Below are 15,269 nucleotides of genomic sequence, written 5' to 3' on the forward strand. Positions count from 1 at the left end.
AGGTCACTACTTTCTCTATAGTTCTATTGCTAAAGTTTATTCTTTTGGACTCTATGAATCTCTTTCAATACAGCATGAATGTTTTGCAGACTTATTAATATAAACCCAAGCATAATAAAAGTCACTAATTCACCAGTGAATATCGAAACGATTGCTATTAGTAGAGCGTATAATCCATAAAGCCAGCTTTTCAATTCGATCACCTCACAATCATGTTAACCTGATTATTTTTTTACATAATGCACTTCAGCTATTTGCTTATACTGCTTTACATCTACCAGCGTTAATTTATTTTCTACATCACCTGGTTGAAATAATGGGATTCCGTTTCCAAGAATAGTTGGCGCGATTTGAATAAAAAATTCATCTACTAGTTTTGCCTGCAGAAGCGGTGCCAATAATTCCCCTCCACCGACGATCCAAATACGTTTATTCCCTGAGCGCTTTAACCCTTTCGTAAACTCGACAACGTCTTCATTAATGAATTCGACAAAATTATCTGACCCAGTCGTGGATCGCGAGAATACGTAACATTCTTTATCCTGATAAGGAAATTCTTCTGGTGAAAGAATTTGAATTTGCTCATACGTCTTTCTTCCCATTAAAATTGTATCCAAAGATTCATAGAAATCAGGATAACTAGTGTCCTCCTCTCCTTCCGTTCCAATTAACCAATCCAGTGCATGATCCTCACGCGCAATGAAACCGTCCATGCTAGTAGCACCGTAGAACACTAAATTTTTGTTGTCCATCATATAACATCCTCCTATTTCTATTGCATGCCACCCATCGTTGGCGGGCCACCTCTTCTCGACTTTTCCTTCTCTATTGCAATCTCCACTTCTTTTTCGTGATCTGTTTTGTTACGAGGTTTTTGGGATTTCTTGTGTTTTTTATATTTACCTATAAAAAATATGCTAAAAACAATTACAAAAAATATTCCCCATAAAATATCTGGAATTTCCATATGAACACTCCTAAATTTAAGTAACTCTTTTATAATAGTAATAAAAACAAAAAACAACAGTTATAATTGCGGTTGCCCCAATAATGTAAGCCGCGTCCCAATCATGAGAACTTCCTGTTAACATCCATATCTGATAAGGTATAACCAGAATGATCGTACAAAGTACAATTCCGAGTAAAAGTTTAATTACGTTATGTTTAACTTCTTTTATCGGAGATGCTGGTTTTTTCACCCCAACACAAGCTAGCATTCTGATTACTACTATTAAGATGAACACAGCCAGTATTAGAAAAATAAAATTTTGCATGTAAAACTTCCTTTACTGTCAATTACCTGGTTCGTTATTCTACTCCGACTCTCTTTTGTTAAATAATTAAATAGTAAGAGGCAGGAAAGCAAATACAGTAATGGTCATTGCTAAAGGTGGAACTGATAGGCTGCCACTTTTCAACTTGGATCGTGACTCTTCAAATACTGAATTACATCCTTTTCCTTATATGTTTTATAAACTATTCCTTGTCTGTTAAACAAAACAAAAGCCGGTGCTTTCTCTAAATCCAGGAATGGGTATTCCGCATTTACAGAATGAACTGAGGACCTTCCGTGAATGGTGTTTACATTATTTATGTTGTTTTCTTTCATCCACTCTCGCTGGTCAATATTTTCAGCTTCAGCTACTAATAATGAATAGTAATCGGCATTATCCGAAAACAGAGGATGGACGAGTTCCTGATTTACACTTGTATCCACCGCCTCTATTTCCGATTGATCACTTTTTGCTTTGTCTTCTAAAAAAACTGCTGTAAAAACTGCAAACAAAATAATTCCAACAACACTTACTGTAGCTTTATTATTCATCATTTCACCTCTTTTTAGTTCTATATCCTAGATACCAGAGTACGAGATAGACTAAGGAAACCAACAAAGAAAATTTCCCATACATTAGGTTAAATAGAAAATTAAATCCGAATAATGGTGTCATAAAAATGGGATAAACGAGATATTGAATAGATGCTAGAATGTCCAAAATAAAATATTCAATCATTATGTATTCAAACGTTGTTATTATGCAAATCAATATCCCTGAAATAATTCCTGAGATCATAAAAATTCTAATTATTTTGGTTCCTTTAACTATTTTTGAGCTTACAATAATAAAAGCAATCAATACCAACAAATAAAAAGCTGATACATACAGCAGATTAATGTTCATTGTGGTGTCAGGATGTTTTAGGGAAGGGATTAAATTTATTGAAAAAGCCAATATATATGAAGCAGCTAAAAGAATCAAAAATAGAATTTTCACATGAAATCACCCACTTTTACTATGTATTTAGTAACAGTTTACCATAAAAACACAGAATACTTTGCTATTTCTCCAATTTATTTCAAGGGACAAGAGGGACGGTTCTTTTGTCCCAAAAAGAAGCTGCACGCCTATTTATTCTAGGTATGCGGCTTCTTTTTGGTCATCCTGCTATTCAATTAGTTGTTTTGTTTAAATTTAAATTTACTTAAATCCGCTTGCAGGTCGTTTGACAGTTGATTTAATGCTACAAGGGAAGCTGATATTTCTTCCATTGATGCATTCTGTTCTTCACCTGCAGCGCTCACGTTTTGAATACTGTCTGATGCTTGTTCAGCTGTAACTGAGACGTTTTCAATTTTACTTACCATTTCATCTGCGTTGGCATTAACTTGATTTATGATGACTGATACTTCCTGCGCTTGATGTGATAGTTTTTCAATATCAACTGAAATGTCTTTAAAATTATCTCCTGTTACATCGACCAATTTCATTCCATTTTCAACGATTACTTTCCCTTGATCCATCGATTTAACCGCTAAGTTCGTTTCAACTTGAATATCTTTAATGATGTTCTGAATGTTGTTTCCGGCTTCTCCAGATTGCTCTGCCAATTTACGCACTTCATCTGCTACGACTGCGAATCCTTTACCATGTTCACCCGCTCTGGCCGCTTCGATGGTAGCGTTGAGTGCAAGTAAATTAGTCTGATCAGCTATCTGTGTAATGATTTCAACAATTTCACCGATTTCGTTCGATTTAACCTCGAGCGCTCCGATTACATTTGAGGTCTCTCCCACAGATGATTGAATATCTTTCATTTGCCGAATCGTTTTGACAACCATTTCATTACCAGTTGAAGCTTTACTAGTTGCCGAGTTTGAAATACTCGCTACTGTATCGATCGATGACGCTGACTGCTTCATCCCAACTGATATTTGTTTTGCTGAATCAACGAGATCCGAGGCATTATTAACTTGACCTTCCGCCCCTGCGGCCACGTCTTGAATGGATAATGAAATCTGCTCAATCGCTTTGCTGTTTTCTTCAGCCACATTATTTAATTGCTTAGAATAATCCGCGACCTTAAGAACCGTGTGATTCGTTTTTCCAATTAACACCTGCAAACCATCAATCATTTCATTAAATGTAATTGCCAGATTACCAATCTCATCGTTGGATTTATGGTCAATAGTTGCAGTAAGATCACCCTCAGCAGCTAATTTCACTGCTTCTTCTACTTTGCTTAACGGACGAATTATTAAAAAGCGCACGAATATCGTGATGATGGTTGTTGATACAATTAGCGTTACCAGCGTATTAACATAAACTCCAAAACTACCCTCGATATACCCTTTAACCACCGAATTTAAATACGCTGAAATTGGTGAACTGATCAACAAACTCACAATAACGGCGAGTATCATTTTCATACTAAGAGTCAGTTTATTTTTTGCAAATCCCCCAATGTTAGCTTTATCTATCCTATTTAAATTTACCTCTGCTGCACTTTTACCCATTTAATTCGCTCCTTCAACTTTACCTTTGGGACAGGGGGACGGTTCTTCTGTCCCGCGTCTTACTTCCTACATCGGTATAAACGGGTGCGAAATGTAGTCTTTTCGACAAATTCTGGCAAGAAAGGGCAAAGGGATGGTTCTGTTGACCAGTCTACTCGCAACTCTTTTCTTTTTTACTACTACTGGGGACAGGGGGACGGTTCTTTGTGTCCCCGTTTTTGGGACAAAAGAACCGTCCCCCTGTCCCTTTCTACTTAGACGAAGACTTTTTCTCCTACAATTTCTGGTATCTCTAACAGTTCGAATACTTTGTAAACCTCAGGTCTAATCTCTGAGACTGTTACAATTACATCGTTTTCTTTTAATGTATGAATTAGTTTCATAAATAACCCCATACCAGAGGAATCAACAAATGGAACACCTTTAAAGCTTATCGAAACAATTTTTAAATTTAATAGAAAAGGGATAAGTTCTTCATCGATTAATTCTGTGCCCTCAATGTCCAGGTCTCCGTTAAAAAAAACGTGTAAATCAGCATCATTTTTCGTCGTTGTATAATTAAACATCAGCAAACCTCCTATCAACATTATTCAAGTGTGATTTTCCCATCATTCAATCGAGCGTAAATGTCCTGTGTGGTTTCTTCTATCGTGTGCTTTACGTGGCCAATTTTAATAATTGTACCACCAAATGCCTGATTGATCTGGATAGTTTTGTCGGCTGGAACTTCAATAGTTGTAGTCGTTCCACTAGGAGTTCCTACTTCGTTTAACTCAGCACCTAATTCACCAAAAACTTTACCACCTCTAAGGCTGCCAGTTATCTTCAGTTTACCGCCAGAAAATATTTTGGTGCTTACACTGCCTCGGCCAATGATTAAAATATTACCACTGCAATATAAACTACTATTCAGCGCACTTGAAATAGTGAGGTACGATTCAGTTGAAATTGGTGTTTCACTTGATTCAACAAGTTCTTTCATTTTTTCAGATAGCTCTTTCAGCTGCTTAACAGATTTAATCTGGCTGGATAACAATAAAAAGTAATGGTTAATTTGATTCGATACAAGCACCATATCTTCATCTAAAAACGCCTTATCCTTTTTTGATTTCTCCACATATAATTTTATAAGCTTAAAAAATTCACTGAATTTCTTTTCCAATAAAATTCTGATCAACGGCTGCAATCCACCATGTGAAAAATCACTGGATTTGAAAGCTGGTGTAAGCGTAAGCTGATTTATTACTTTTATCATATTGTCCAAATGAGGATGCATTTCTTCAAATAACTTACCTTGTTCCACAATAACCATATTATTTTTACCAGCCGTTAATGTAGAACTTAAAACGTTTCCATACGTTACAATCGAGTTTGAAGCTGAGATAGTTGCTTCGTTTACTGACTTATTAACTATTACATCACTTCCTGATTCAACGACCATATTTTCTTCAACTTCACCTGAAATTTCTATATCACCATAGAATCTAAGATTTCCTGTTGAAATATTCACGTTGCCATCATGAACTAGTTTTGGCATGATAGATGCTTTTACAAGCTGACCTTTTATTAAGATACTTGGACGACCTGCCTCAATTGCTACAAGTTTATTATCTATCTCAAACACACCCTTCTCAGCTCTGACAATCATAGGGAATACAGGTTTGGGTGAAACAACTACATTGGTAACAGTCATCCCCGGTCTGCCTACTAATGGTGGAATAATATCTCCAATAATATCCCCTTGGTCAACAGTTGGTATAATAATACTTTCACGGAAATTGATTTTTCCAGTTTCATCTTCTGTATAGACTGTCTTTGTGTTTAAATCCAATTTAAGATTGATATATCCGTTTAAGCCTTGTTTTACTTCTTTACCAACCGCTATTTCAAATGTACTTTCTTCGGTAGCATTAATTGCATTTGTAATTTCATTCTTGTTTATACCATACGTTATGAACTGACGATCCAGCTCCTGCATAACATCATAGTATTCTAACGTATTATGAATTTCCTGCAAATCTTCTATTAACAGCTCCAGATGTTCAGAAGGTGCTGTATCCATAAGTTTATGACTAATTTTATAACCCGGCGTCACTTTTAATACTGCAGTTAATTTTTTAGAATCAGTGGTGATCTTCCACTTGGTTTCTTTTATTTCTTCCTCCAGTTGAACCATCAAACTGTCCGCTTCTGAAACAAGCAGGGTGTTTTCCTTAACTTGCATTCCGTCTTTAAATAGTTTTATACCTTTTTTCATCGTAATAGTCGGGAATCTTACAGGAGAATCTTTGACATGAATTTCACCATCTGAAACCCAGACTTTCCCTTCCAACTCCACTTTATCTGTTTTCTTAACTTTTGTCTCCGTTGTATTGCGGTCCGTTTCATTCATGTTTTCTTCTGGTAAGGAATCAACCATCTTTTGAATATCTTCAAAAGAATTCTTACCTGCAGGATTATTTGTGCTTGGAATGGTTATGTTAGTTGCTAGATCTAATTTTACAATTGCTTTTTTGCGACCAAAACCCATTAACCCTTTCGATTCATTTCGGATGATTTCAATATTAACTTGATTTTTTTCTACTTCTAATAGATTTAACCCAAGTTGTATAGCCTGTCGAACGTCTTCTCCTTTGGACACAATGCTTTGCATAAGCCCAGCCTCCTGTGATTTTATTCTTGGGAATTGCAGCCTTTCTTTTACTCTATATGCTTCATTCACGCTTGAACGAAAGAATGATGTTCAAATATTGCGCGCTAATTAAATTAAGTACCTGGTACCTCAAAAGATTTCCATAAAAAATAGTCCACCAAAAAGACTGGTGGACTCCATAGATCAATACTTCAGCAGAATTATTGATTACGGGTAATTTCCAACCCTTTTCGGTAACTCGGCGATCTTAGTCTGTTAGACCTTAGACCCGTAGCTTTGCGTCCTTACTTTTCAGTAAGTTTGCCATTATCGTAGGTAAATATGATATAAATAAGACAAAATTCTACAAAATATAGTTCTAAATGACTATTTCTACTTGTATCATATTCCATTTTCGACAAACATGCAATAGATTCCATCAATATTTAACTGATTTTTTTTGCAATTCAATTAAGTTAAATCTGTTTCATTATTTTTCAGTTTCGGGTTTTTATACAACGATGACCGAACAAACACTTCATCTGTCATAAGATACTCATGGCATTTCAGTAAACTATTTTGGAGTGAAGCCGATAATCCTGAACCCGAATATGCACATACCGAGATTAGCCCCATCTCTTTTACACGGTGATCTGCCATTCGCTCATACATTTCAAGAGTAGTTGAAACTGCCTTGTTTTCATTCCATTCAACATGTGCCCAGATGCGAACATTAATATCTTTCTCAAAAAAAGGGGCTAACACTTCCCCGAAATGCTTAACAATATTATTAATCTGGAAATCGCCATAACGCTGATAAAATGAGTAATTATCAATATAATGAATGCATTTCAGTTGATTCTCTGAAAATAGCTGCTTACATTCATATTCCACTTCACTAAAAATTTCACGCCTTTCTAACACTAGTACATGATGATCCCTTTCGATTCCCGCTTTTATATAAGCGAGCATATTTTTTAAATAACATTTCATTTCCTCAAAGAAGTAAAGAATGTGTGCAGGACTGGAAATTTCCAAATAATTTGTTAACGGAATAAATTTGGTCATACAAACCCTTCTTTCAATGTTTATCCTACATTTAACCATACCAGCTAATCGCTTTACAACCTGACAAAATTGACTACATATGTTCCTGAATGTAAATCGACGGGTATATAAATGAATTGTTACTCGATAAACAAAAAGGTGAACTTACTATTTCAAAATCAGTCATAAGATAGGGGTAGGTTTTCATTAATCTGATATGTGTTCCTGCTGAGATCATCGAAGCATTATATGAACGAACAAATAAAACGTTGGTTAAATTGAGTTCTGGTTTCTCAACATTTATGTAGTCAACTAATTTTGATAGCCAGTCTTTTTCAAGGTTATTTTCTTTAGGTGACCATATCCGAATAGATGCATTGTCCTCGAACTTGGACTGCAGGTTTTGGAAATAATCAGCAATCCCCTTAAGATCTAAGTGATCAATCTCAGACCTGTCTATATAAAAAATATACTTCTTATATTCACTATCCTCTAAAAACGATTCCAGTCCATGTTTTATATCAAAGAAATTCTCCTGATGGTCAATGATAAAACAGTAGCTGTTTTTTTCAACTCCGGAGCAGAGAAATGTAAGTGCATGTTGTCTGTACGCTTCAATGCTATCGTAAAGATAAAGCAATTGCCCACACTCCATACTTTTTAGATGATCGGTTACGGTTCGATTGACTAATGTGTGCGGAATAGACTGATAATTATCTCGATCCATAAAAAATTTTAATGGATCAAAATTCAGTACTTTTGCTATATTATGTCCAACAGTGTGACTAGGGTTTCGTTTTCCGGTTTCAATCTGTGAATAATACCCTCTATCAATAAATGCCTGAGAGGCAACTTCTTTCTGGGTTAATCGACGAGAATTCCGAATTTTGATTAACCACTCTCTTTTCATATTCCTGCCCCCCAACATCTGAACCAATTTCATGTTTTCAATCTTCAATGTAATTGAGAATTGGACAAAATCAAGCAATAATGCAAGCAAATCCATACAATATTACAACTATACTATTTATAGGCCTAGTATTATATCTATTAAATGTGGCAAGTTGACACATTTTACCAATCGACTTGATTTAACAAGTTTTATACAGGTAATATGAATACTAATCAAATCTGAATACCAGTACTGCATAAAATATGCTATTTTGATTGATACGAATATTTAGGGGGAGGCACCATGAATAATGAAGTAAGAAGTTTAATTAAAAATGATTTGAACTATGCTATTGTTCGAAAAGAACTGAGTCTTTGTTTTCAGCCACAAGTTAAACTCGCAACCGGAGAGATAATTGGGACTGAAGCTTTACTTCGGTGGAGACATCCAGAACACGGCTGGATTCCGCCGTCAGACTTCATTCCAATCGCTGAAGAAACCGGCATGATACATGATTTGACGAAATGGGTTATGAAAGAGGCTTGCCGCCAGAATAAAGCATGGCATGATATGGGTTTACCAAAGATAACAATATCCGTAAACATATCATCTGTTAACTTTAAACGATTTAGCATCTACGAAATGATTGTAAATACATTAAAAGAAACTCAGCTCGAACCGCATTATCTGGAGCTGGAAGTAACAGAAAGCGCCATTATGGAAGACATACACGGAGCAAAAGAAATACTGCATATGCTAAAAACCCTTGGAATACGCATTGCCATCGACGATTTTGGCGTCGGCAACTCATCCTTATCTTATTTACGGGAGCTTCCAATTGATGTGCTGAAGATAGACCGATCCTTCATAAATAATGTCCCCGGTAATGTCAAGGCAGCAACAATAGTGAAGAACGTCATTCATCTAGCACAAAACATCGGATTGACGATTGTGGCCGAAGGAGTAGAAACAGATAAGCAAGTCATCTTTCTCTCACTGCATAACTGTCACATCGTGCAAGGATACTTATTCAGTAAGCCTCTGTTTGCAGATAAATACCAAGAGGATATTTTGAAGTACGAGAAGAACGCAATCATAAAAATGGCAGCGCTAGAACAGGAGATCGATATTGCATCCTTAAAATATAATGATAACCGGTTCTATTCCCTCTTCGAATATAATCCTGATGCAGTTTGTTCGATTGATTTGAGTGGAAATATTTTAAGTGTAAATCCAGCATTTGAACATATCTTGGGATATACTGAAAAAGAACTTTTATATAAAAAAATTACGTCATTAGTGCTTTCATGTGAAATTTTGAACGCATCCGAACATTTCAGCCAAGTGATTAAGATGAAATCACCAAAATCTATCGAACTAACTTTAACCCATAAAAGCAATTCACATTTTTGTTTTTCGGTGACATGTCTTCCTATTCTTTTAGATGAAAAAATTGTTGGGGTTTATTGTATTGGGAAGAAACTATCCAATCAAAGAAGTGTTGAACAGAATCTGACAAAAAAAACAGAAACATGGAAGCTTATTGCTGATAATATAACAGATTTGGTTTTAATAATCGATAGTGAGGGAATCATCCACTATGCTTCTCCTTCCCACAAAGAAACGCTTGGTGTGAAACCTGGAGAAATGGAGGGCGAAATGTTTGCGAAATGGATTCATCCTGATGACCTTCAGAATGTGAAAGACAAGATTAATATATTGAATCAAGTAAACGAGCCTAGTTACATAGAATTCCGGATTCGCCATGACATAGGTCATTATCTACTTGTCGAATCCCATTTAACCCGTGAGACTGAAAAGAATGATCAAAATTCCAATATCGTTACAATACTTCGTGAAATTACACCATCTTATAGTTAAGGAATGCAAGTGGGTATAATTGACTATTTAAACATTGATTATTTAGCTCTTATAGCTGATAATATATCAGAAGCAGGTAAGTAGAATGAGAGGTTAATAATTCATGGAAAAATATGATTTATTTCAAAAGGTGTTAAATAATGGTCTTCAAGATATGGTGTTCGTTATGCGCGTATGTGAAAATGATTTCATTTATGAGTTTTTTAACGATACGGCAAAAAGAAAAACCGGCCTTACCGAAAATGACATTGGATCCAGTTTAAGTAAAGTACTTTCTCCTACTGTAGCAAGCCTGTTATACCAGAAATATACACAAGTAGTTAAAACTAATGACAGCATTACATATCAGGATTCTTTTCATTCCACTGCCAATACGGAAATTTACTCAGAAACCCAATTAACGCCGTTGTTTAATAAAAGAGGAATATGCACACATATTGTGGCATTAACGAAGGATATTACGAAACTAAGTCACACTGAGAAAAAAGCTGCAGAATCTGCACGCCGTTTCAACAAAAGCAATGAGCGCTATAAATCTTTATTTGAACATAACTCGGACGCTATTTTCGCCCTGGACTTAAATGGTAGAATCGTAAACGAAAACAGCGAATTCAAAAAAATTATAGGCTATGATGCAGAAGATCTACATACGCACGTTGTATCACTGATTACACCTAAGCGAAGAAAAGAAGCTAAATTGTGTTTTTTGAAAGCGGTTAAAGGGGATTCTCAAACATTTGAGACCTACATACGAAACAGACAAAAATCCGGCGTATATTTACAGGTTAAAATGACACCGATAGTATTGAAAGAAGGTATTGAAGGTGTTTACGTCAGCGCCAAGGATATTACCTCTAATAAAAAACTGGAATTTGCATTAAAAGAAAGTGAAGAACGCTTTCGATTAATTGCCGAAAACTCTAAGGATCTGATAAATCTTTTAGACCGGGAAGGTACTATCATTTATGCTTCCCCATCCTATGCAAAAACTCTTGACATTGATTCGAAAGATTACATCGGAGCTCCTTTTCTTCATTTTATGAACGATGAGGAAAGAGAGAAATTTAGTATAGTTTTTAAAGCATCCATCGATAATAGAAATTCAACTTATTTCGAATTACCGTTATTGCACCAAACAAATGGCTGGATGTGGCTGGAAATTCACTGTTCTCCTGTATTTAATGAAAAAAATAAATTTGTTCATATGGTCGCGGTTACTAGAAATATTACAGAAAGAAAAGAACACGAAGATAGACTGAAACAGTTCGCCTTCCACGACTCCTTGACTGGTCTACCTAATCGACGATTATTCCAGGAAAAGTTATTGCAGGCAATAACTAGATTTCAACAACATAATCAGCAATTCGCAGTAATGATGTTGGATTTAGATAATTTGAAAAAAATAAACGACGAGCTTGGTCATGATATCGGTGACAGAATTATTATTGAGTTCAGTACCCGTGTAAAAAAATCCATTCGTGATATGGATACCGCTGCAAGGTTAGGCGGCGACGAATTTATTGTTCTTTTACCTGATATATCTTCAAAAGATAAAGCGTGGGAAGTCGCCCAGCGAATGCAGGTAGAGTTAAATAATAGCTGGTGTATTGAACATCATAAAATAAAAGCAACCGTCAGTATCGGTATTTCAGTAGCAGACGCTGAATCTGTAGCTGCAAATACAATCGTTAAACATGCAGACGAAGCTCTATACAAAGCAAAAAGCGAAGGCAAAAACACCATCAGACTTGCCTAAGCAGCGGGACACGGGGACGGTTCTTTTGTCCCTGGGACAAAAGAACCGTCCCCGTGTCCCGCTCATTTATATTTTCTTGAGTAGATTAGTTCGGTAATTGGCAGTAATACGAAAGTTAGTCCGACGACTGTGAGTAGAGGTAAGTTATTAATCTCATTTAAATCACCAGTTCCTTCACTAATGAAAAGGATTAAACCTGATAAGACCATTATTACAAAATAACTGATCTGTGCGCTTTTTAATTCAATATGTTTATCCGCATCGTTTTTTTCTCCTCTGCCTTCATGATTTCCCCACTTAAGAATATTAAAGAAGAAAGATAAGGAAAGAAATATAAAGAATATACTTCCACCTTCGAGCTGATGAAAATTCACCCAGTCATAAATTGTCTTTCCTAATATCGCACAGAAAACAACTCCTGCTGCAGATAACATGAATATTTTAGACCTGTTCACGTTTTTCCTCCTTTCAAAATCTTTTAAGGTGCATGCAGATATGTATGAAACAGTCCGAGAAATAGCAGTTCATCTTCTTCGTGATTTTCTTCTATTAATCTGAAATACGCTTTGAAAGGTACTTTTAAAGAACTCTTCCACTCTGCAATAACACTGCCATCTTTTTTGATTGCGGCCCAGCCTCCGATAGATTTTTCCAGCTCATATGTATCTCCTTTGTATTCGAAAGAAGTTCGTTCTCCAATTTCAAAGTTCTTTTTATCCATCAAATGTATGTATGACTCATCATCTCGTGCGCCGTAATGAATATGATACTGTCTCCTTTTAAATAATCCCGGATCCTTTTTTGATTTAAAAACTACGTCGCCGTTACTGCCTTCTACTTTGTAATTCACAAAAATACGGCCATTTAACAATATGTCGAGTATTTTATATACCGGTTTTTCATATACTTTTGTAACGGTTCCTATTCCATTCTCATTTTCATCATAAATTGTTGCAGGCTTTGTTGAGATCGTATTAAAAAATCGGTATTCATACATGTAAATCAATCTTCCTTTCCACTATTATTCGTTTACTGGTATAGTTTACCAGAAATTTAAGTTTATGGTACAATAAATTTAATATTACGAATTAATTCAATAAGGGACAACAGAACCGTCTGAGATTGCTGAAAAAGGTACATGAAAACGAAATCAGTAGATCTACCATCACATCATCGAATTCACTTCGCTTTCCGTGGGCACGGCTTCAGCTTCCTCGGATAAGCAAAAACCGCTTTCCTGCGGGATCTTCAGCTCGCGCTATTCCCACAGGAGTCTCGTGAATTCGATGATGTTAGACTGGGCTATACGTAAAATTTTTAAAATCTAACACTTTTTCAGTGATCTCAAACCGTCCCTTTGTCCCGATGTGGGGTGAATAGTTGAAGATACAAAATAAAATGCCAACGTTAAAAGAAGGTTTGCATAAACAGTTAATTTCTGATGGATGGGTGCCTATGAAGGAACCTAAACGCCTAAGTTCCGCTATGCTGTTGTCCATTCCTTTTATGTTTTTAAATGGGTTGCTAGCAATATGGATAATTAGCATCTTTTCGCCTATAAGGGACGCGGGGACGGTTCTGCTGTCCCAGCGGGACAACAGAACCGTCCCCGCGTCCCTTGTGTCTACTTTAATTTATTTACATATATTCGTTTGTTATCTTCCATTCCTGCGAGGCAGATTGGTGCAGGATCACTTTCGATATCGAAAGTGATTGTTGAACCGTCAGTTGGAAGTGTTTGTTGGAATACTTTTTCATATTCCGCAATGGAAATCTCTTTTCGAGAGGAAAATATCTTAATATGGTTTTCTACATATAAATGCTCGCGGTAATCCGCCTGCAGTAAGCCAGTAAAGAATTCGCCCACCGCTCCTGAACCATAACTGAATAGTCCGATTCTGGAGCCAGCATCTAAATCTTCTTTCCGTGCCAAAAGTGATAGAAAGCTTAGATATAATGAGCCTGTGTAGATATTCCCTACATTTCGGTTGTAACGAGCGCTGATCGTATAATTTTCAAGTAATCGGGTTTTCACTTCTTCTGTACCCTCGTCCAACACAGTCTGCAGCGCTTTTAGCCCCATCTTTGTGTATGGCAAGTGATAGCAAATAGCTTCAAAATCTTTGAGCTCGAGGCCAGATTTTTCCTTGAACTTCTTCCAAACTTTTGTAAAAAATGAAATGTATTGTTCATTCGATAGTTTCCCGTCCACGAAGGCTTTATCTGAATAGATAGGACGCCAGAAATCCATGATATCTGTAGTGAAATATACAGTATCGTCTTCAAGCTCCAAAATCCTAGGATCTGCACTAATTACCATTGCAACTGCTCCTGAACCCTGCGTTGCTTCACCTGGCGTATTCAGTCCGTATCGTGCAATATCAGAACCGAGAACCAATACTTTGCTTTCCGGGTTTAATGCAATATGTCCTTTTGCCATTTGTATCCCAGCAGTCGCTCCATAACAGGCCTGTTTCACTTCGACTGCACGAGAATAAGGATTTAACCCAAGCAAATCATGCACATATACTGCTGCTGACTTAGAGCTATCGATACCTGACTCCGTACCGAAGATCACATAGTCAATCTCTTCTTTATCTTTTTCGTCCAAAATTTCCAATGCTGCATTTGCTGCAAGCGTCACGGGATCTTGCGTAATCGGTGGTACAGACATTTTTTCCTGCCCAATACCGACCGTATATTTTTCCGGCTCCACACCCCTGCTTTCTGCTAATTTGTTCATATCAACGAATAGTTGAGGTGTGTAAAAACCTATTTTATCAATTCCTATTTTCATGATTGTTCTCCTTTGCTGACTGATAGTAAATGTTGTCTACAGTTCGTTCATAAATTGCGCACTTAACAGTTTACTACAAATGCTGGGAGAATTAAATTTTGAAGATCCTTTTTACCACAACATTCGTTAATTCTATCTGAATAGGTGGCTTAAAAATTGCTGCATGTAGAGAAACCCTTGCCATTAACTGCGTTTAACTTTCGATAGAACTAGTAAAAACAAAAAAGAGAACCCATAATAGATTCTCTGCACTGACATCTTTTCATTTAGTTGCCTATCTTAGGTTCAGTTCAGTATTAGCTGCCCATTTTCCGGCGCGTATTACTAGGCTTTTTTGTTTGCTGGCTTTTCATATGAGGCAAAGATCCATTCACACTCATTGTATTTTTGTTGTTCGACTGTGTTTGTTTTTTCTTTTCCAGATGTTGCTTAACCTTTTCTTGCATGGTAAGTTTCTTTTCATTAGACATT

Annotated in this window: 16 protein-coding genes and 1 riboswitch; of the genes, 2 read left to right on the plus strand and 14 right to left on the minus strand. The window is 36.3% G+C overall.

The features are described 5' to 3' along the window. Nucleotides 1–29: 29 nt before the first annotated feature. From VBD025_RS14495 to VBD025_RS14540, 10 genes are all read right to left on the minus strand, one after another. A complete protein-coding gene (locus VBD025_RS14495) occupies nt 30–194 on the minus strand; it encodes a hypothetical protein (protein WP_430786700.1) in 165 nt (54 codons plus the stop codon). 30 nt (nt 195–224) lie between these two features. After that, nucleotides 225–755, minus strand: a complete 531-nt coding sequence (locus VBD025_RS14500; RefSeq protein WP_430786702.1) for a dihydrofolate reductase family protein — start codon at nt 753–755, stop codon at nt 225–227. A 17-nt stretch (nt 756–772) separates the two neighbouring features. After that, entirely contained in the window at nt 773–967 is a 195-nt protein-coding gene (locus tag VBD025_RS14505) for a hypothetical protein (protein ID WP_430786704.1), read from the minus strand. 16 nt (nt 968–983) lie between these two features. Continuing rightward, nucleotides 984–1,274: a hypothetical protein gene (locus VBD025_RS14510; RefSeq protein WP_430786706.1), complete on the minus strand. Its 291-nt coding sequence runs from the start codon at nt 1,272–1,274 to the stop codon at nt 984–986. A 140-nt stretch (nt 1,275–1,414) separates the two neighbouring features. Beyond that, nucleotides 1,415–1,828 (minus strand): hypothetical protein, encoded by a 414-nt coding sequence (locus VBD025_RS14515; protein ID WP_430786708.1) that lies wholly within the window; start codon nt 1,826–1,828, stop codon nt 1,415–1,417. Nucleotides 1,829–2,452: 624 nt separating this feature from the next. Further along, nucleotides 2,453–3,793, minus strand: coding sequence for a methyl-accepting chemotaxis protein (locus tag VBD025_RS14520; RefSeq protein WP_430786710.1), 1,341 nt, complete (start codon nt 3,791–3,793; stop codon nt 2,453–2,455). 254 nt (nt 3,794–4,047) lie between these two features. Next, nucleotides 4,048–4,359 (minus strand): STAS domain-containing protein, encoded by a 312-nt coding sequence (locus VBD025_RS14525; RefSeq protein WP_430786712.1) that lies wholly within the window; start codon nt 4,357–4,359, stop codon nt 4,048–4,050. A gap of 20 nt (nt 4,360–4,379) precedes the next feature. Then, nucleotides 4,380–6,446 carry a flagellar assembly protein A gene (locus VBD025_RS14530; protein WP_430786714.1) on the minus strand — a complete coding sequence of 689 codons (2,067 nt, stop codon included), beginning with the start codon at nt 6,444–6,446 and terminating at the stop codon, nt 4,380–4,382. A gap of 229 nt (nt 6,447–6,675) precedes the next feature. Then, nucleotides 6,676–6,761, minus strand: a riboswitch (cyclic di-GMP riboswitch). A gap of 135 nt (nt 6,762–6,896) precedes the next feature. Continuing rightward, entirely contained in the window at nt 6,897–7,493 is a 597-nt protein-coding gene (locus VBD025_RS14535) for an MEDS domain-containing protein (RefSeq protein ID WP_430786716.1), read from the minus strand. A gap of 73 nt (nt 7,494–7,566) precedes the next feature. Beyond that, the gene (locus VBD025_RS14540) at nt 7,567–8,382 is read right to left on the minus strand and encodes a helix-turn-helix domain-containing protein (RefSeq protein WP_430786717.1); all 816 of its coding nucleotides are present in this window, start codon (nt 8,380–8,382) and stop codon (nt 7,567–7,569) included. Between the two features lie 285 nt (nt 8,383–8,667). On the opposite strand from VBD025_RS14540, the gene VBD025_RS14545 reads away from it, so the two are divergent. Together VBD025_RS14545 and VBD025_RS14550 are read left to right on the plus strand one after the other, a co-directional pair. After that, nucleotides 8,668–10,245, plus strand: coding sequence for an EAL domain-containing protein (locus VBD025_RS14545; protein ID WP_430786719.1), 1,578 nt, complete (start codon nt 8,668–8,670; stop codon nt 10,243–10,245). A gap of 103 nt (nt 10,246–10,348) precedes the next feature. Beyond that, nucleotides 10,349–12,001 carry a diguanylate cyclase domain-containing protein gene (locus tag VBD025_RS14550; protein WP_430786721.1) on the plus strand — a complete coding sequence of 551 codons (1,653 nt, stop codon included), beginning with the start codon at nt 10,349–10,351 and terminating at the stop codon, nt 11,999–12,001. A 62-nt stretch (nt 12,002–12,063) separates the two neighbouring features. On the opposite strand, the gene VBD025_RS14555 is transcribed toward VBD025_RS14550, so the two are convergent. The 4 genes from VBD025_RS14555 to VBD025_RS14570 all read right to left on the minus strand — a co-directional run bounded on the left by VBD025_RS14555 (nt 12,064) and on the right by VBD025_RS14570 (nt 15,268). Then, entirely contained in the window at nt 12,064–12,456 is a 393-nt protein-coding gene (locus VBD025_RS14555) for a hypothetical protein (protein ID WP_430786723.1), read from the minus strand. 23 nt (nt 12,457–12,479) lie between these two features. After that, nucleotides 12,480–12,998, minus strand: a complete 519-nt coding sequence (locus VBD025_RS14560; RefSeq protein ID WP_430786725.1) for a tubby C-terminal domain-like protein — start codon at nt 12,996–12,998, stop codon at nt 12,480–12,482. A 627-nt stretch (nt 12,999–13,625) separates the two neighbouring features. Continuing rightward, the gene (locus tag VBD025_RS14565; RefSeq protein WP_430786727.1) at nt 13,626–14,798 is read right to left on the minus strand and encodes a hydroxymethylglutaryl-CoA synthase; all 1,173 of its coding nucleotides are present in this window, start codon (nt 14,796–14,798) and stop codon (nt 13,626–13,628) included. A gap of 296 nt (nt 14,799–15,094) precedes the next feature. After that, complete coding sequence (locus VBD025_RS14570) at nt 15,095–15,268, minus strand: hypothetical protein (RefSeq protein ID WP_430786729.1); 174 nt, start codon at nt 15,266–15,268, stop codon at nt 15,095–15,097. Between the last annotated feature and the right edge of the window lies 1 nt (nt 15,269).

Origin of the sequence: Virgibacillus flavescens (assembly GCF_050574275.1) — a bacterium.
In the GTDB taxonomy this organism is placed as follows: domain Bacteria; phylum Bacillota; class Bacilli; order Bacillales; family Amphibacillaceae; genus Virgibacillus_F; species Virgibacillus_F flavescens.